At 73.3% G+C, this 16,984-nt stretch carries 19 protein-coding genes and 1 pseudogene; 9 read left to right on the top strand and 11 right to left on the bottom strand.

All coding sequences use genetic code 11. The annotated features are described in order from the left end of the window. Nucleotides 1-345 precede the first annotated feature (345 nt). Genes BAW75_RS31940 through BAW75_RS31930 form a run of 4 tightly spaced genes read left to right on the top strand, consistent with a single transcriptional unit; the run spans nt 346 to nt 3,687 of the window. Nucleotides 346-2,055, top strand: a complete 1,710-nt coding sequence (locus tag BAW75_RS31940; protein ID WP_043330952.1) for a nitrite/sulfite reductase — start codon at nt 346-348, stop codon at nt 2,053-2,055. After that, nucleotides 2,052-2,210, top strand: coding sequence for a hypothetical protein (locus BAW75_RS32545; RefSeq protein ID WP_013288361.1), 159 nt, complete (start codon nt 2,052-2,054; stop codon nt 2,208-2,210). The genes BAW75_RS31940 and BAW75_RS32545 overlap by 4 nt, the downstream gene beginning before the upstream one ends. Then, complete coding sequence (locus BAW75_RS31935; protein WP_104116000.1) at nt 2,207-2,956, top strand: phosphoadenylyl-sulfate reductase; 750 nt, start codon at nt 2,207-2,209, stop codon at nt 2,954-2,956. The genes BAW75_RS32545 and BAW75_RS31935 overlap by 4 nt, the downstream gene beginning before the upstream one ends. Next, nucleotides 2,938-3,687, top strand: a complete 750-nt coding sequence (locus BAW75_RS31930; protein WP_181373784.1) for a sirohydrochlorin chelatase — start codon at nt 2,938-2,940, stop codon at nt 3,685-3,687. Before BAW75_RS31935 ends, BAW75_RS31930 begins: the two co-directional genes overlap by 19 nt. 63 nt (nt 3,688-3,750) lie before the next feature. Here BAW75_RS31930 and BAW75_RS31925 read toward each other — a convergent pair whose 3' ends face one another. Together BAW75_RS31925 and BAW75_RS31920 are read right to left on the bottom strand one after the other, a co-directional pair. Further along, entirely contained in the window at nt 3,751-4,008 is a 258-nt protein-coding gene (locus tag BAW75_RS31925; RefSeq protein ID WP_013288358.1) for a WhiB family transcriptional regulator, read from the bottom strand. A gap of 448 nt (nt 4,009-4,456) precedes the next feature. After that, nucleotides 4,457-5,407: a diacylglycerol/lipid kinase family protein gene (locus BAW75_RS31920; RefSeq protein ID WP_030503232.1), complete on the bottom strand. Its 951-nt coding sequence runs from the start codon at nt 5,405-5,407 to the stop codon at nt 4,457-4,459. 43 nt (nt 5,408-5,450) lie between these two features. On the opposite strand from BAW75_RS31920, the gene BAW75_RS31915 reads away from it, so the two are divergent. Beyond that, complete coding sequence (locus BAW75_RS31915) at nt 5,451-5,852, top strand: hypothetical protein (protein ID WP_104116001.1); 402 nt, start codon at nt 5,451-5,453, stop codon at nt 5,850-5,852. 37 nt (nt 5,853-5,889) lie between these two features. Here the strand turns inward: BAW75_RS31915 and BAW75_RS31910 are convergent, their stop codons facing one another. The 3 genes and pseudogenes from BAW75_RS31910 to sodN form a co-directional block, all read right to left on the bottom strand. Beyond that, on the bottom strand, nt 5,890-6,297 hold the full coding sequence (locus BAW75_RS31910; protein WP_030503230.1) for an ATP-binding protein: 408 nt from the start codon (nt 6,295-6,297) through the stop codon (nt 5,890-5,892). Between the two features lie 32 nt (nt 6,298-6,329). Further along, a pseudogene (locus tag BAW75_RS31905) lies at nt 6,330-6,846 on the bottom strand (N-acetyltransferase family protein). Next, on the bottom strand, nt 6,843-7,247 hold the full coding sequence (gene sodN / locus BAW75_RS31900; RefSeq protein WP_043328527.1) for a superoxide dismutase, Ni: 405 nt from the start codon (nt 7,245-7,247) through the stop codon (nt 6,843-6,845). Before sodN ends, BAW75_RS31905 begins: the two are co-directional and overlap by 4 nt. 78 nt (nt 7,248-7,325) lie before the next feature. Between sodN and BAW75_RS31895 the strand changes: the two genes are divergently transcribed. The 3 genes from BAW75_RS31895 to BAW75_RS31885 all read left to right on the top strand — a co-directional run bounded on the left by BAW75_RS31895 (nt 7,326) and on the right by BAW75_RS31885 (nt 10,036). Continuing rightward, nucleotides 7,326-7,664 (top strand): S24 family peptidase, encoded by a 339-nt coding sequence (locus BAW75_RS31895; RefSeq protein ID WP_043328529.1) that lies wholly within the window; start codon nt 7,326-7,328, stop codon nt 7,662-7,664. A gap of 157 nt (nt 7,665-7,821) precedes the next feature. Further along, nucleotides 7,822-8,997 carry an NAD(P)-dependent malic enzyme gene (locus BAW75_RS31890; protein WP_104115999.1) on the top strand — a complete coding sequence of 392 codons (1,176 nt, stop codon included), beginning with the start codon at nt 7,822-7,824 and terminating at the stop codon, nt 8,995-8,997. An 85-nt stretch (nt 8,998-9,082) separates the two neighbouring features. Continuing rightward, the gene (locus tag BAW75_RS31885; RefSeq protein WP_030503225.1) at nt 9,083-10,036 is read left to right on the top strand and encodes a zinc-binding dehydrogenase; all 954 of its coding nucleotides are present in this window, start codon (nt 9,083-9,085) and stop codon (nt 10,034-10,036) included. A gap of 67 nt (nt 10,037-10,103) precedes the next feature. On the opposite strand, the gene BAW75_RS31880 is transcribed toward BAW75_RS31885, so the two are convergent. The 3 genes from BAW75_RS31880 to BAW75_RS31870 form a co-directional block, all read right to left on the bottom strand. Then, a complete protein-coding gene (locus BAW75_RS31880; RefSeq protein WP_104115998.1) occupies nt 10,104-11,069 on the bottom strand; it encodes an alpha/beta hydrolase family protein in 966 nt (321 codons plus the stop codon). Nucleotides 11,070-11,110: 41 nt separating this feature from the next. Continuing rightward, the gene (locus BAW75_RS31875) at nt 11,111-11,644 is read right to left on the bottom strand and encodes a nucleotidyltransferase domain-containing protein (protein ID WP_104115997.1); all 534 of its coding nucleotides are present in this window, start codon (nt 11,642-11,644) and stop codon (nt 11,111-11,113) included. Between the two features lie 113 nt (nt 11,645-11,757). Then, complete coding sequence (locus tag BAW75_RS31870; protein WP_104115996.1) at nt 11,758-12,831, bottom strand: alpha/beta hydrolase family protein; 1,074 nt, start codon at nt 12,829-12,831, stop codon at nt 11,758-11,760. Between the two features lie 181 nt (nt 12,832-13,012). On the opposite strand from BAW75_RS31870, the gene BAW75_RS32540 reads away from it, so the two are divergent. After that, a complete protein-coding gene (locus BAW75_RS32540) occupies nt 13,013-13,186 on the top strand; it encodes a hypothetical protein (protein WP_166457193.1) in 174 nt (57 codons plus the stop codon). 103 nt (nt 13,187-13,289) lie between these two features. Here BAW75_RS32540 and BAW75_RS31865 read toward each other — a convergent pair whose 3' ends face one another. From BAW75_RS31865 to BAW75_RS31855, 3 genes are all read right to left on the bottom strand, one after another. Continuing rightward, nucleotides 13,290-14,402, bottom strand: coding sequence for an acetate/propionate family kinase (locus BAW75_RS31865; protein ID WP_104115995.1), 1,113 nt, complete (start codon nt 14,400-14,402; stop codon nt 13,290-13,292). Then, nucleotides 14,399-16,474, bottom strand: a complete 2,076-nt coding sequence (gene pta / locus BAW75_RS31860; RefSeq protein ID WP_104115994.1) for a phosphate acetyltransferase — start codon at nt 16,472-16,474, stop codon at nt 14,399-14,401. The genes BAW75_RS31865 and pta overlap by 4 nt, the downstream gene beginning before the upstream one ends. 219 nt (nt 16,475-16,693) lie before the next feature. Then, nucleotides 16,694-16,984: GTPase (locus BAW75_RS31855; RefSeq protein ID WP_420915054.1), on the bottom strand; the 291-nt coding region annotated here is incomplete at its 5' end.

Raw genomic sequence — 16,984 nt, 5'->3', positions numbered from 1 at the left:
ACGGGAGAGGGCGGCGAGCAGGGCCGGGGGACAGGGATGGGAGTCGATCCCGGTTGGGGCCCGTGATGTGGGATCACAGTGCGGAGCTGTGGTCCGGCCGGGCGTGGTGTGGCAGCATGAGGCACATGACCGCCGCTGTCGTCCGCCGCTTCGTGGCTCGCCGCCACGTCGATTACGGCCGCGTGCGCAGCGCGATCTGTCCGGCCCACTGACGACGCCCGACCCTTCCGTCTCGGGCGCGCACTCGCGCCGGCCGTCATCGACATCGCCGTCCACGGCCCACTCCCGGGCCGGCCGCCGCGTCCGCGCTCGCAGGCACCGCAGCAAGCAATGGAGGACGCCGCGATGGCGGTCAGCAGCACCCCGACCCGTCCCGACTCCCCGGCGCCCGCCGCCCGTGCGCCCCGCCGGCCACGCGGCGAGGGCCAGTGGGCGCTCGGGCACAAAGAGCCGCTCAACCCCAACGAGCGGATCAAGAAGGACGACGACCCGCTGAACGTGCGGGACCGGATCGAGAACATCTACGCCCATCGCGGTTTCGCCTCGATCGACCCGCAGGACCTGCGCGGCCGGTTCCGCTGGTGGGGCCTCTACACCCAGCGCAAGGCCGGCATCGACGGCGGGCGTACCGCAGTTCTGGAGCCGCACGAGCTGGAAGACGAGTTCTTCATGCTCCGCGTCCGGGTGGACGGCGGCCAGCTCAACCTGGCCCAGCTCCGCGTGATCGCGGACATCTCCCGCGAGTTCGCCCGGGACACCGCCGACATCACCGACCGGCAGAACATCCAGTACCACTGGATCCGGGTCGAGGACATGCCGGAGATCTGGCGCCGGCTGGAGGCGGTCGGCCTGCAGACCACCGAGGCGTGCGGCGACTGCCCCCGGATCGTGCTGGGCAGCCCGGTCGCCGGGGTGGCCCGGGACGAGGTGCTCGACCCGACTCCGGCGATCGACGAGATCGTCCGCCGGTACGTCGGCGACAAGGCATACTCCAACCTGCCCCGCAAGTTCAAGACCTCGATCTCCTGGCTGGTCGACACCCCGTACGAGGCGAACGACATCGCGTTCCTCGGCGTGGAGCACCCGGAGCACGGTCCCGGCTTCGACGTGTGGGTGGGCGGCGGGCTCTCCACCAACCCGATGCTCGCCAAGCGGCTCGGCGTCTGGGTGCCGCTGAACGAGGTGCCGGACGTGTGGGCCGGTGTGGTCGGCATCTTCCGCGACTACGGCTACCGCCGGCTGCGTAACCGGGCCCGGCTGAAGTTCCTGGTCGCCGACTGGGGCGTGGAGCGGTTCCGGGAGGTGCTGGAGAAGGAGTACCTGGGCCGCACGCTGCTGGACGGTCCGGCCGCGGAACTGCCGGCGAAGCCGGTCGACCACATCGGTGTGCACGCCCAGCGTGACGGCGCGAACTACGTCGGCGCGGCCCCGGTGGTGGGCCGGGTCTCCGGCACCCAGCTGGCGCAGCTCGCCGACGTGGTCGAGGCGCACGGCAGCGGCCGGGTGCGGCTCACCCCGTACCAGAAGCTGCTGGTGCTGGACGTGGCGCCGGAGCGGACCGAGGAGCTGGTCACGGCGCTGCGCGGGATCGGCCTGGAGGCCCGGCCGTCGGCGTGGCGGCGCGGCACGATGGCCTGCACCGGCATCGAGTTCTGCAAGCTCGCCATCGTCGAGACCAAGCGGCGCGGCGAGGAACTGGTCGCGCGCCTGGAGGAGCGGCTGCGCGACTTCGACGCGGACATCTCCATCCACCTCAACGGCTGCCCGAACGCCTGCGCCCGCACCCAGGTCGCGGACATCGGGCTCAAGGGCCAGCTCGTGGTCGGCCCGGACGGCCGGCAGGTCGAGGGTTTCCAGGTGCACCTCGGCGGCGGCCTCGGCATGGCCCAGGGCCAGACCGCCGGGTTCGGCCGCAAGCTGCGCGGCCTGAAGACCACCGCCGAGGAGCTTCCGGAGTACGTGGAACGGCTCGCCCGCCGCTACCTGGCCGGCCGGACCGAGGGTGAGACGTTCGCCAACTGGGTGATCAGAGCCGACGAGGAGGAGCTCCGATGAGCGATGCCCGATCTGCGCCTCTCTACTGCCCGTACTGCGGGGAGGAGGACCTGCGACCGCACGAGGCCGGACACGGCGCCTGGGAGTGCCACGCCTGCGCGCGGGTCTTCGCGGTCAAGTTCACCGGCCTGCTGAGCCGGGCGGTGACCCGGTGAGCGGCCTCGTCTCCGCCGCCGGCCTCGGCCTGATCGGCGAGGCCGGGCCGGCTCGCCGGGACCCGGAGGAGTTGCGCGCGCTGGCCGAGGAGGCCGGCCGGGAGCTGGCGGACGCGCCGGCGATCGAGATCGCCCGGTGGGCGGTGGAGACGTTCGGCGAGCGGTTCTGCGTGACCAGCTCGATGGCCGACGGGGTGGTGGCGCACCTGGTCTCCCGGGTCGCGCCCGGCGTCGACGTGGTGTTCCTGGACACCGGGCTGCACTTCCCGGAGACGCTGCGGGTGCGTGACGAGGTGGCCCGCCGGATGCCGGTGCGGGTGCGCTCGATCCGGCCGCGGATGACCGTGGGCCAGCAGGACGGCCAGTACGGTCCGCGGCTGTTCAACAGGTCCCCGGACGACTGCTGCCAGCTGCGCAAGGTGGAGCCGCTGGAGCGGGCGCTGTCCGGGTACGACGCGTGGGCCGCCGGGCTGCGCCGGGACGAGTCGCCGACCCGGGCGAACACGCCGGTGGTGGGCTTCGACGCGCGGCGCGGCAAGGTCAAGGTGAACCCGATCGCGGCGTGGACGCAGCGGGAGGTGGACGCGTACGTGGCCCGGTACGACATCCCGGTCAACGAGCTGTTCGCCCGTGGCTACGGCTCGATCGGCTGCTGGCCGTGCACCCGGCGGACGAAGGCGGGGGAGGACCCGCGGTCCGGTCGCTGGGCGATGTTTGAGAAGACCGAGTGCGGCCTGCACACCTGAGGGCCGGGCCGCCCGTGGTGCTGGTGGCGCACGGGAGCCGTGACCCTCGGGCGGCGGAGGCGACCCGGGCGCTGGCCCGGGCCGTGGCGGACACCTGGCCCGGTCGTGCGGTGCTGCCGAGCTGGCTGGACCACACCGATCCCGGCCCGGCCGAGGTGCTGCGCGGGCTTGCCGCCGCCGGCCACTCCCGGGCGGTTCTGGTGCCGCTGCTGCTGACCGCCGCGTACCACCGGAAGGTCGACATCCCGGCGGCGGTCGCGGCGGCCGGCGCCGAGATCGAGGTACGGGTGACCGACGTGCTGGGCCCGGCCGGCTCCGGCGTGGACGGCGGGTTGCTGGACGGGCTGCGCCGCCGCCTGGCGGAGGCGACCGGCGACGGGCCGGGCGGGCTGGACGCGGTGGTGCTGGCGGCGGCCGGTACCCGGGATCCGGCCGCTCGTGCTTCGGTGGGCCGGGTCGCGGCGGCGTTCGGCGCCGGGCTGGGCGTGCCGTGCCGCGTGTCGTACGCCTCGGCGGCGCCGCCGGAGGTCGGCGGCGCGGTGGCGCGACTGCGCGCGGCGGGGGCCCGCCGGGTCGCGGTGGCGGCCTACTTCCTGGCGCCGGGCCGGTTCCACGACGGGGTACGCGCGGCGGCCCGGTCGGCGGGCGCGGTGGCGGTGGCGGAGCCGCTGAACGACCTGCCGGAGTTGGCGGATCTGGTCCGGCGGCGCGTGGACACGGTTGCGGCCTGACAGGTGAGGACAACGCAACGCCCCGGCCGGAATCCCGGCCGGGGCGTTGTCGTGTGGTACGGGTCAGGCGGAGTGAGCGCGCAGCACCCGGAGACCGCCGCGGCGCTTCACCGCGCGGCGCTCCTCTTCGCTCATCCCGCCCCAGACGCCGGCGTCCTGACCGGACTCCAGCGCCCACTGCAGGCACTGGTCGGTCACGGGGCAGCGCCGGCAGACGGCCTTCGCCTGCTCCACCTGAAGGAGGGCCGGGCCGGACGTCCCGATGGGGAAGAACAGCTCCGGGTCCTCGTCGCGGCAGACCGAATCGTGGCGCCAGTCCATGGCGGCAACACTCCTCATTCTTAGTGGGTGGCCAGTAAACGCTTCGTTGCTATTCCTATTTGCGTCCGCATTGCCGAAGGGTGACGGTCAGCATCCATCAATTCGGCGCAGCGTGAGCAGGCTGTGGGGTGCCTGGACCTGCTGGAACAGCTCAACCGAACGAGCATATCCAGGCAATGTCCCGGCAACACGAGTTCGCTTGTGAATACTTTCACGAACTACAGCGATGTCAAGGGTGCCGCTCGGAAAAACTCCGAACAGTGAGCGGGCTCACCACCCATTTGTCCGGGTTTACCAGGGTCCTGGTTACCCGGCGTACCACAGTCGATAATCAATGTAGTACGGTCTGCGTGACGTTGCTGACATTTCCGGCACCCTTCCTCGGCGTGGCGGCCACCGCGCCCGCGCGGCGGGGGGATCCGCGTCAACCGACTGGAGTACCCGAGACCTAGCAGATTACTCTCAGTGCCGCCGGCACGGAGGTGAATCGGACTTTCTCCCGCTCGCCGAGGTAGTCCCCGTCCATCTGGAACGGCAGTGGGCGCTCCGAGCGCAGGGTGAACTCCGCCAGGTCGTGCAGGCGCAGCACCTGCTTGCCGTGCGGGTCCGGCTTCCGGGAGAAGAACTGCGCCGCCGTACGGGCCGTGCTGGCCACCCGCAGCCGCCGCAGCGCGAGCACGTCGAGCCCGAGATCGAACGAGGCTTCCGGGTTCGGGTTGATCTCCCGGTCGCCCAGGTACGTCCACGGCGCGGTGTTCTGGATGATCGCCGTGGCCAGCTCCGTGTCCGGCGCCTCACCCGGACGCTCCAGCGTGATCGACGGGTGGCGGCGGTCCGAGCCGACGAAGTACTGGCTCGCGGTGGACCGGAAGTAGAGCGCCGGCGTGGAGACGCGCCCCTTCTTGCGGGACTGTTCCACCCGGCGGATGACCGCCGCGTCCAGCCCGAAGCCGGCGCAGAACGTGAAGTAGCGGTCGTCGGCCCGGCCCAGCCCGATCGTGCGGGACCGGCCCAGCCGCAGTCCCTCCAGGATCATGCTGGTGCCGTCCGGCCACTCCCGGGGCAGCCCGAGCGCGCGGGCGAAGACGTTCGTCGAGCCGCCGGGCACGGTGGCCAGCGCGGGCAGCCGCTCGGCCGAGGTCTGCCCGGTCCGGAACGTCGGCGGCTCCGCCGCCATCAGGCCGTTTACCACCTCGTTGACGGTGCCGTCGCCACCGAGCGTGACCACCAGGTCGACGCCCTCCTGGGCGGCCTCCCGGGCCAGGTCCATGGCATGGCCCCGCCGGCGCGTGTAGCGCACCGACAGGTCGACTTCACTGCGCAACGCCCGGACCAGCACGTCCCGGCTGCGCTCGCTGGTGGTGGTGGCCTTCGGATTGACCACCAGGACGGCCCGCATGGGCGGCACTGTACCGCGACTACCCACCGGTATCGTGGCGCCCGTGACGATCGACTCCGACCCGGTCCCCGGCACGCTGCGCGCCGCGGTGCTCCTGCTACGCGCGGAGGCGGTGGCGCTCGGGCTGATCGCGGTGTGGCTCATCTGGTCCGACCTCACCGCTGAGACGACAGACCTGATCTCGGCGCTGTGGGTGACCGCGTTCGCGATCGGCGGCGCGGTGGCGCTCTGGGCGCTCGGCGGCGCGTTGTCCCGCCGTCGCGCCGGCGCACGCGCGCCCGCGATCGTGCTTCAGCTCATGCTGCTGCCGGTCGGCTGGTTCATGATCGAGGGCGGCATGGGCTGGCTCGGGCTGCCGCTCATGGCGTTCGGCATCGGCATGGTCGGGTTGCTGGTGAGCGGCCCGACCAACCGCGCGCTCGGCTTCGGCGACCCGGCCCGCTGAACGCCGGACGGCCGCCGGAGCGGTGGCCGCGACCCGGTCAGTAGCCGCCGGCGCGGCGGGTCAGCAGCGAGATGGTGGCCCGGCCGTCGGTCGCGTGGGCGTTGGCCCCGGTGGTCAGCGCGGTGAGCACCTTCCAGGCGAACGACGACTCCGACGGCAGCGTCGCGCCCCGGACCGTCGGCACCGTGACCTCGACGGTGAGCGCGTCCTCGGTGACCGCGAACCGGCACTCCAGCTCGGCGTCGCGGGTGGCGATGGCGAGCAGCATGGCGCACGCCTCGTCGACGGCGATGCGCAGGTCCTCGATCTCGTCGAGGGCGAACTGCAGCCGGGCCGCGAGGCCGGCCGTGGCGGTACGGAGCACGCCGAGGTATCCACCGTCGGCGGGCACGGTGAGGTGGACGACGTCGTCGTCAGTCGTCGGGTGCCCGGTCAGTTGAGTCACGGCTCCTCCCCCCGGTGCGGGACTCTACCCGGTCAGGGGGCCGGCCGCGTGGGCGCGGCCGTCGCGTGCGTGGCGAGCTCGCGCAACGCGGGTCCGGCCAGGCGGTACGGGGTCCACTCGTCCATCGGCGTGGCGCCGATCGCGGCGTAGAAGCGGGCTGCCGGGTTCCAGTTGATCATCCACCACTCCAGCCGCTGGTAGCCGCGCTCGACGCAGATCGCGGCGAGGGTGGCCAGCAGCATCCGGCCCGCGCCGGTGCCCCGGGCGGACGTACAGGTCCTCCAGGTAGATGCCGTGCACGCCGGCCCAGGTGGAGAAGTTGAGGAACCAGAGCGCGAAGCCGACCGGCTGGTCCGCCGCTTCGACGGCCACGTGACCGAAGAGCGCCGGCGCCGACCCGAACAGGGCCGCCTCCAGCTGCTCGGCGGTGAGGTGGCACTGCTCCGGGGCGCGCTCGTACTCGGCGAGTTCGTGCACCATGGTGACGACGGCCGGTACGTCCCCGGGACGTACCGGCCGGATCGTCGGAGTGCCGTCGGGCGACGTCACGCCTGCTTGGTCTCCCAGAAGATCTTCGAGATCTCGTCGATCTTCGCCAGCAGCTCGTCCGCCTTGGCCGGGTCGGTCGCGCCCTTGGCGCCGGCCGCGCCGGCCAGCTTGGTGGCCTCGTTGAACAGCTGGTGCAGGTGCGGGTACTTCTCGAAGTGCGGCGGCTTGAAGTAGTCGGTCCAGAGCACCCACAGGTGGTGCTTGACCAGCTCCGCCCGCTGCTCCTTGATCAGGATGGCGCGGGTGCGGAACTCCGGGTCGGTGTTGGCCTGGTACTTCTCACAGATCATTTTGACCGACTCGGCCTCGATCCGGGCCTGGGCCGGGTCGTATACGCCGCAGGGCAGGTCGCAGTGAGCGCTGGCCGTCACCCGGGGCGTGAGGATGCGGGGAAGGCGCATCAGGGTCCTCCATGGGTTGTTTGCGATGATCCAAGACGACATTACTCCTGGAGACGCCCTCGGGGGCTGGGAGGTGACATGGCGCCCACCGGCGAACCTCCGGCGCTGCGCGGCCCGCTGACGCCGGTGCTGGTGACCGGCCCCTCCATGTCCCCCACGCTGCGGCACGGCGACGCGGTGCTGGTCCGCACCGGCGGCCGGGCGGTGCGCCCCGGTGACGTGGTCGTCGCGGTCTTCCGCAGCCGTCCCGACCTGCTCGTCGTCAAGCGGGCGGTGGAACCGCGCGACGGCGGCTGGTGGTTGCGCGGCGACAACGAGTTCGTCGCCGACGACTCCCGCGCGTACGGGGTGGCCGACGTCCGCGGCCGGGTGGTGGCCCGCTGGTGGCCGCGTCCGGGACTGGTCAGGGGCCGGTAACGACCGGAGCGGATATGACCCCGCTCACATACTGGCTGCCGAAGCGTGACTATGCTCGGAAAGTGCCCGGGTGACCCCCGCACCGCCGCGCCGCCGGTCGCTGACCACCGCTGACCACGCCGGCCGGTCCGTCTGCTCGACAGATCCTGGAGTCACCATGTCTTCGTCCACCCCGGACCCCGCCGATCCCGTCTTCCGCCTGCACGTCGGCGGCAAGATGGCAGTCGCCTCCACCGTCCCGCTGACCAGCCGCGAGGACCTCTCCCTCGCGTACACCCCGGGGGTTGCCCGGGTGTGCGAGGCGATCGCCGCCGACCCCGCGCTCGCCGACACCTACACCTGGGTGTCGCACACCGTCGCGGTCGTCACCGACGGCTCCGCCGTACTCGGTCTGGGCAACATCGGCCCGCGCGCCGCGCTGCCCGTGATGGAGGGCAAGGCGGTGCTGTTCAAGCAGTTCGCCGGCGTCGACGCGGTGCCGGTCTGCCTGGACACGCAGGACGTGGACGAGATCGTCGCGACGGTCAAGGCGCTCGCGCCCTCGTTCGGCGGGATCAACCTGGAGGACATCAGCGCGCCGCGCTGCTTCGAGGTGGAGCGGCGGCTCGACGAGGCGCTGGACATCCCGGTCTTCCACGACGACCAGCACGGCACCGCGATCGTGGTGCTCGCCGCGCTGCGCAACGCCGCCACGCTGCTCAACCGCAAGCTCGGCGACCTGCGGGTGGCCGTCAGCGGCGCGGGCGCGGCCGGCGTCGCGGTGACCAAGATGCTGATCGCCGGCGTCGTGGACCCGGCCGGGGTGGTGGTGTGCGACTCGCGCGGCATCATCGGCCGGCACCGCGAGCTGACCGGCACCAAGGCCGAGCTGGCCGAACTCACAAACGCCGAGGGCCGCCAGGGCGACATCACCGAGGCGCTGCGCGGCGCGGACGTGCTGATCGGCGTCTCCGGCGGCCAGATCCCCGAGGCGGCGGTGGCCGGCATGGCCCCCGGCGGCATCGTGTTCGCGCTGGCCAACCCCACCCCGGAGGTGCACCCCGAGGTGGCCGCCCGGCACGTGGCGGTGGTCGCCACCGGGCGCAGCGACTACCCGAACCAGATCAACAACGTGCTCGCGTTCCCCGGCGTGTTCCGGGGCGCGCTGGACGCCGGTGCCACCCGGATCACCGACTCGATGAAGGTGGCCGCCGCCGACGCCATCGCGAACGTGGTGGCCGAGTCGCTCACCGCCGACGCGATCGTGCCCTCGCCGCTGGACCCCCGGGTCGCGCCGGCGGTGGCCGAGGCGGTCGCCGAAGCCGCCCGCCTCGACGGCGTCGCCCGCCGCTGAGATGTAAGGAAGGGGCCCTTCTTAACGCCTCCGGTAGAGGAAGGGCCCCTTCTTAACTGCTGCTCAGCTTGTTACCGTGCCGATCATGCGTGCTGCCTTCGCCTCGGCCTTCGACACCGACAACCCGCTTGCCGCGCTCGCCGTCGGCGACCGTCCCGAGCCGACCCACCCGCAGGACGACTGGGTCACCGTGCGGGTCCGGGCCAGCTCGCTCAACCACCACGACCTCTGGTCGCTGCGTGGCGTGGGCCTGACCGCCGACCAGCTCCCGATGATCCTCGGCTGCGACGCGGTCGGCACCGACCCGGACGGCAACGAGGTCGTCATCTACCCGGTGGTGCCCACCCCGGGCGACCCGCGCGGGGTCTCCATCCTCTCCGAGCACTACCAGGGCACGTTCGCCGAGCTGGTCGCCGTACCCCGGATGAACCTCCTGCCGCTGCCCGACGGCCTGTCGGCCACCGACGCGGCGTGCCTGCCCACGGCCTGGCTCACCGCGTGGCGGATGCTGACCACCAAGGGCCGGGTCGCCGACGGCGAGTCGGTGCTGGTCCAGGGCGCCGGCGGTGGCGTGGCCACCGCGGCTGTCGCGCTCGGCGTCGCGCTCGGCAAGCGGGTGTACGCGACCAGCCGCGACGCCGCCAAGCGGGAGCGGATCGCCGAGCTGGGCGCGACCGCCCTGGAGCCCGGCGCGCGGCTGCCGGAACGGGTCGACGTGGTGATCGAGACGGTCGGCGCGGCCACGTTCGACCACTCGCTGAAGTCGGCCGCGCCGATGGCCCGGATCGTGGTCTCCGGGGCCACCTCCGGCCACGAGCCGAAGGTCAACCTGCGCCGGGTCTTCGCCATGCAACTGGAGATCCTCGGCACCTCGATGGGCACCCCCGACGAGCTGACCGAACTGCTCGCGTTCTGCGCCGAGCACGAGGTGCGGCCGGTGGTCGACCGGGTGGTGCCGTTCAGCGAGATCACCGAGGCGTTCGCCCGGCTGCAGTCCGGCGACGTCTTCGGCAAGGTGGTCGTCGACCACACCGCCTGAGGCGCGCGGCGCGGCGTGTTAAGAAGGGGCCCCTTCTCTACCGGAGGCGTTAATAAGGGGCCCTTCCTTACAGCCGGTCGTCGAGCGTGGCCACACCGCCGCGGGCCGCGGCGGCGGGGAGGCGCTCCTTCGCCGCCGGGTCGCCGTAGAGCGTCCAGCGGAGGAACTCGATCGTGGTGTCCGCGACCACGCCCAGCGCCTTGCCGTCGCCGAGCAGCGCCCGGCCGTGGTCGCCCTTCGGCAGGCTGAGCATCGCCTTCGGCCACGGCACCGCGTCGAAGACGGCCTTGCCCGCGGCGTACGACACCACCTCGTCGGCCTCACCGTGCACGTACAACTGCGGCGCGACGGTGCCGGCGAACGCGGTGCCCACGCCGAGCGCGGTGCCGGCGAAGACGATGCCCGCGTCCAGCCGCGCGTCCCGGCCCGCGGTGAACAGGCCGATAGTGGTCACGCCACCGGCGCTGTGCCCGGTCGCGGCCACCCGCTCCGGGTCCAGCCGGCCACGCAGCGGATCGCCCGCCTTCTCGCCGAGCGCGAGCACCCGGGTCAGCACGTATGACACGTCGGCCGGCTGGTTCAGCACGTCCAGCGCGTTGCCGTCGGTGCCCCGCGAGGTGTGCGGGAAACGTGGCGCGGCGACCACGAAACCGGCCGCCGCCCAGCGCGTGAGCAGCACCTGGTAGTCCTCCGGCCGGGCGGTCAGCCCGTGGCTGAACAGCACCACCGGGAACCGCCCGTCCGCCGCCGGGGCGGAGCGCTCGACCGCGCCACCGGCCGCGCCCGCCGCCGGGTACCAGAGCGTCACCGGCAACGGCCGGTTGCCGTCGCGGTTGAGCTTCACCTGGCGTACGCCGACCGCGAAGCTCTCCGTGGGCGCCTTGCCGGCGGGTACGCGCGGGGTCGGTGTGACGCTTGTCGGTGCGGTGTCCGGAGCGGGCCGCCCGGCCGGGGCGGCGGGCTGCTCCGAGCAGCCGGCGAGGGCGGCGCCGAGGACGGCGGCGGTGAGCAGGGCGACGGGACGACGGCGCATGAACTGAATTGTGCCTCGCGATCGCCTGTGACCCCGCCCGGTCAGCCCTTCGGGTGGTCGCACGCCGATGCGCGGAGCCGGGCCAGGTCGGCGGCGTCCTTGGCACGGCGGGGCCGCTCCGGCATCCAGACCGGGAACATCTCCTTGAACTCGATCTGCGTGGCGACGCTGATCACCGGCGCCGCGAGCGGACCGATCCGGCCGGGTGGGGCGCTCAGCATGCCCTCGGGCAGGACGGTGCCCGCCCACGGTCCGGCGCCCACGACGACCCGGCCCGCCGCGTCCCGGTCGAGGTACGCGAAGCTCAGCTCGACGTCGTCCCGGACCAGGTCGAGCTGGAGCGTTGCCGGCATTCGGGGGTCGGGCCGCCAGCTGAGCGCGCCGAGCCGGTCGGCCAGCAGGTCGGCGTCCCGCCGCCAGCAGTACCAGTCGACATCGACGTGGGGGCGGCTCACCGCTCCGAGGTGGAAGTCCATCGCCCAGCCGCCGCGCAGCCAGACGTCGATCCCGGCCGCTCCGGCCACCTCGACGACCTCACGGATGGCGCCCAGTTGCCGCCCTTCCAGCCCGTCCACGCCCGCACCCTACCCACCCCTGCCCCGGCTCGCGTCGATCATGAAGTTGGCGGCATCTGCTGTCCGGTTTGTCGCCGTCAACCTCATGATCAACGGCGCTGGGCCGGGTGTGGTCACGTGGGTAGGGAGTGGGATGTGAAGGTGGTGCCGGGGGCTGTCGCGTCGGCGGGGAGGCGACGCAGCGCTGCCCGGTCGGCGTACAGCGTCCAGCGCAGGAAGTCGGTGGTGGTGGCGAGCACCTGGGGGAAGCCGGCCCGGCCCGGCGTCAGGTACTCGCCGTGGCCCTGACCGCGCAGGCTCAGGAAGGCGGCCGGTCCGAGACAGCGGGCGTACGCGGCCCGGCCGATCGACTCCGGCACGATCCGGTCGGCGCTCCCGTGCACGAACAGCATCGGCGCGAGCGGACGGGAGAAGCCGGCGACCATCCGGCCACCGGCGATCACGATCCCGGCCCGTAGCGGGGTCGGTTGCCCGGAGGCGAACATTCCGAGGCTGGTGTGACCACCGGCCGAGTGCCCGGCGGCGGCGAACCGGTCCACGGCCAGGTGCGCGCCGAGCGGGTCACCGGGGCGGGTGCCCAGACGGACCAGGTGGCGGACCAGCCGCCAGGCGTCGGCCGGCTGGTTGCGTACGTCGTCGCGGGTGTAGCTGCGGGCGCGCAGGCTCGTACGCGGGTAGGTGGGCGCTACCACCACGAACCCGGCGGCCGCCCAGCGGCTGGTCAGGGCGGCGTGCAGCGCGGGCAGGCTGCGCAGCCCGTGGCTGTAGAGGACCACCGGGAACCGGCCCGCAGCGAACGGCGCGCCCGGCCGCACCCGTGGCCCGTCCAGCGTGCCGGTGCCGGACGGCCCGGCGGCGGGGCCGGTCGAGGTGGCGGCGGGGCCCGGCGCGGTGGCGGCGTCACGTGCGGGGGCGGAGCCGGGTAGCGCGGTGGTGTGGGCCGGTGCGGCGGGACCTGCGGAAGTGGACGGGGTCGCCTGCGTGGGCAGGTCGGCCGGGTACCAGACGGTGACCGGCAGCGGCCGCGCGCCCTCCGGGTCGAGCGTGAACTGGCGCATCCCCACCGCGTACTGGCGATCGGGCGCGGGCCGGACACCGGCCGGTACGGGATCGGTGGTGGCGACGGCCTGGCCGCAGCCGGCCAGCAGCGCCGTCATCAGCGCGGCCACCAGCCGCTGCCCCCTCACACCTGCACGGTAGGCAGCCGAGTGGTCGGTCCGCGCCCGCCGTCCGGATCGGCTGCCGTCACCACCCGGCCGGGCGACGCCTCCACCGGCCGGGCGGGTTTGCGCGGGCCCGGTGAGCCGGATGTCGAGCTCCGGCCTGGCGGGGCGGCCTGGTCCGGCCGGTTTCGCTAGGGTCACCCGCATGGCTGAGAACTACACCGACCCGAGTGGCAACACAGCGCAGTTCCGCGCGTTCGTCGATTCGCCCGAGCCGGCCGCGTCGGCGTCGGCGCCGTCCCGGGTGCCGCTGATCGCCGGTGTGGCTGTCGCCGTCGTCGTGGTGGTCGCGCTGGTCGCCTGGATCGCCCTGGGCTGACCCGGCCGCCGCGCGCCGGTCGCCGGCAGCGGCAGGGTCGGGTTTGGAAGCGCTGGGGTCAAGCCACCCCGCCGAGGTAGCGGCACCGTCGCCCAGAACGCGGTCAGACGCCCAGCACCTCGCGGGTCTCGCGGGCGATCTCCCGCTCCTCGTCGGTGCCGACCACGAGCACCGCCACCTCCGCGCCGTCCGGCGAGACGATCCGGTCGCCGTGGCCGTCGTTGCGCGCCGGGTCGACGGCGATGCCGAGCCGCTCCAGCCCGGCCAGCGACGCGGAACGCACCGGCGCGGCGTGCTCGCCCACCCGGGCGGTGAACGCGATCGCGTCGACCCGGCCGAGCAGCGCGTAGTACGCGCCGACGTAGCCGGTGATGCGCCGGCAGTAGACGTCGAAGGCCAGTGTCGCGTCCGGGTCACCGGCGGCACGCCGGGCCAGCACCTCACGCATGTCGTTGGCGCCGGTCAGCCCGAGCAGGCCGCTGCGGTGGTTGAGCAGGTCGTCGATGTCGTCGACGCCCATGCCGCCCTCGCGGCGCAGGTGGAAGATGACTGTCGGGTCGAGGTCGCCGCTGCGGGTGCCCATCACCAGGCCCTCCAGCGGTGACATGCCCATCGAGGTGGCCACGCTGCGGCCACCCTGGACCGCGCAGGCGCTCGCCCCGTTGCCCAGGTGCAGCGTGATGGTGTTGAGCTGGTCGTACGGGCGGTCGAGCAGGTCCGCCGTGCGCCGCGAGACGTACGCGTGCGAGGTGCCGTGGAAGCCGTACCGGCGGACGCCGTACCGCTCGGCGGTGGCCTTGTCGATCGCGTACGTGGCGGCGGCCTCGGGCAGCGTGTGGTGGAACGCGGTGTCGAAGACGGCCACCTGCGGGACGTCCGGCAGCGCCTCCCGGGCCACGCGGATGCCGGCCAGGTTGGCCGGGTTGTGCAGCGGGGCCAACGGCACCAGGTCCTCGATGGCGGCGACCACCGCGTCGTCGATGCGTACCGGCTCGCTGAACTTCCGCCCGCCGTGCACCACCCGGTGGCCGACGCCGGCCAGCCCGGTCAGGTCGAGCCGGCCGATGATCTCCCGGACCGCGCTCTCGTGGTCGGCCGGCCCGCCGCCGGGTTCGCCGATCCGTTCGACGGTGCCCTTGTCCAGGACGTCGTCGCCGTCGTACAGCCGGTACTTGACCGACGAGGATCCGCTGTTGAGGACCAGGATGCGGCTCATTCCGACGCCTCCGCGGCGGCCTGGATGGCGGTGATCGCCACCGTGTTGACGATGTCGGGCACGGTGGCGCCGCGGGACAGGTCGTTTACCGGCCGCCGCAGGCCCTGCATGACCGGCCCGACCGCCACCGCGCCGGCCGACCGCTGCACCGCCTTGTACGTGTTGTTGCCGGTGTTCAGGTCCGGGAAGATGAACACCGTGGCGCGCCCGGCGACCGGGCTGTCCGGCAGCTTGGTGGCGGCCACCTGCGGGTCGATCGCCGCGTCGTACTGGATCGGGCCCTCGACCAGCAGGTCGGGCCGGCGTTCCCGGACCAGCTTGGTGGCCGCCGCGACCTTCTCCACGTCGGCGCCCGCGCCGGAGCTGCCGGTGGAGTAGGACAGCATCGCCACCCGCGGCTCGATGCCGAACCGGGCCGCGGTGTCGGCCGACGAGATGGCGATGTCGGCGAGCTGGTCGGCGTCCGGGTCGGGGTTGACGGCGCAGTCGCCGTAGACGAGCACCCGGTCGGCGAGCAGCATGAAGAAGACGCTGGAGGCGACCGAGACGCCGGGTACGGTCCGGATGATCTCGAACGCGGGCCGGATGGTGGCGGCTGTGGTGTGGGTGGCGCCGGACACCATGCCGTCGGCGTGGCCGGTCTGCACCATCATCGTGCCGAAGTGGTTGGGCTGCGCCACGATGTCGTGCGCCAGTTCCACGGTGACGCCGCGGTGGGCGCGCAACTGCGCGTACGCCTGCGCGAACTCGTCCCGCCACGGGCTGGTCGCCGGGTCGACCACCTGCGCGTCGCCGAGGTCCACGCCCAGTTCCCGGGTGCGGCGGGCGATCTCGTCCGGGCGGCCGAGCAGCGTGATCTCGGCGACGCTCCGGCGCAGCAGCACCTCGGTCGCGCGCAGGATCCGTTCGTCGGCGCCCTCGGGCAGCACGAGCCGGCGGCGCTGGGCGCGGGCCCGGTCGATCAGGTCGTTCTCGAACATCAGCGGGGTGACCCGCGCGGACCGGCTGACCCGCAGCCGGCGGGCCAGGTCGTCGGTGTCCACGCAGCGTTCGAACGCGCCGAGCGCTGCCTCGACCTTGCGCGGGTTGGCGGTGCTGGGGCGGCCCTCGATCCGGCTGGACGCGGACACCGTGTCGTAGCTGTCGCTGGGTACCGAGAGCACCGGGAGCCCGGTGTTCATCCGCTCGACCAGGCGCATGGCCCGCGGGTCGGGCTGTTCGCCGAGCGTGAGCACCAGCCCGGCCAGCGACACCTGCCCGGCGACGTGCGCGGCCCCGGCGGCCACCAGCAGGTCGGCGCGGTCGCCCGGGGTGATCACCAGCGCCCCGTCGGTGAGGTGGTCCAGCAGCGTCGGCACGTGCGCCGCGCCGACCACGTAGTCGAGCACGTCACGGTCGAGCGCGGTCTCGTCGCCGGTGAGCACGGTGCCGCGCAGCGCCGCGGCGACCTCGGCCACCGTCGGCGCCGACACGGTCGGCACCTCCGGGATCGCGTACGCGGGCACCGGCAGCTCGGGCAGCGTCATCGGCTCCGGCACGCGGTTGGCCAGCGCCGCGATCACCGTCGCGCCGAGGTCGACCAGATCGTGGTACGCGCCGCGCAGCGCCGCCGCGATCGTCTCGGGCGTCTGCCCGAAACCGTCGACCACCGGGACCACGACGCTGCTGAACTCGGTCGCGAGCCGGGCGTTGAAGGCCAGCTCACGCGGGCCGGTGCCGTCGCCGTAGGCGAAGTCGCTGCCGACCACCACTATCGCCGGGCAGCGGCGTTCGACCTCCCGGTAGCGGGTGACGATCCGGGAGATCAGCTCCTCCCGGCGGCCGTCCGCGACGAGCGCGCTCGCTTCGGCGTACGTGGCGCCGTACAGCTCGTCGACCGGCAGATCCATCCGGTAGCGCTCGGTGAGCAGGGCCAGGATCGGGTCGGTGCCGTCGCCGGTGACGAGCGGCCGGAACGCGCCGATTCGTTCCACCTGGCGGGACAACAGCTCGGCCAGCCCGAGCGCCACTGTCGATTTTCCCCCGCCCGAGCCAACGCCGGTCAGGTACACGCTGCGCGCCACGGCACCCAACCTACAAGATCGAGGTCGGTGCTGTCCGTTCTGCCTGGTCAGCACGGCTAGCCGGGGGAGAAGGCGGGAATTTCTCGCATCTACACTTGGCCGCGTGGAAGGCCCGACAGCACTGATTCCCGTCGTACCGGAATCGCCCCCCGTCTTCGTCGACCCGAGCGGGCGGCGACGTCGGCGGCTTCGCCGTCTCGCCTACTGCGCCGGCGCGGCCGGCGTGATCTACACGGTCATGGTGGGGGTCAGCTTCGCCGGCGGGCCGATCACCCCGGACACCGTCATCCCGTTCGTCGAGCCGACCAGCGAGCAGCGGCTGCCCTCGCCGAAACCGTCGGACACCCCCGCGCCGACCCGTGCCACGCCGGACACGCCCACCGACATCCGCACCGCGCCGGTGCGGGTGCCGGCAACCTCCGTCGCCCCCGCCGCCACGGTCCCGCCGAGCCCTCGGTATCCCCGGCCGACCCGCACCGCACCGACCGCCGTCGGGCCCGTCCAGACGCCGGCCACCAC

Origin of the sequence: Micromonospora chalcea (assembly GCF_002926165.1) — a bacterium.
In the GTDB taxonomy this organism is placed as follows: domain Bacteria; phylum Actinomycetota; class Actinomycetes; order Mycobacteriales; family Micromonosporaceae; genus Micromonospora; species Micromonospora chalcea.
Note: the sequence above shows the minus strand (reverse complement) of the source record. Positions and strands in the feature narration are given on the sequence as shown.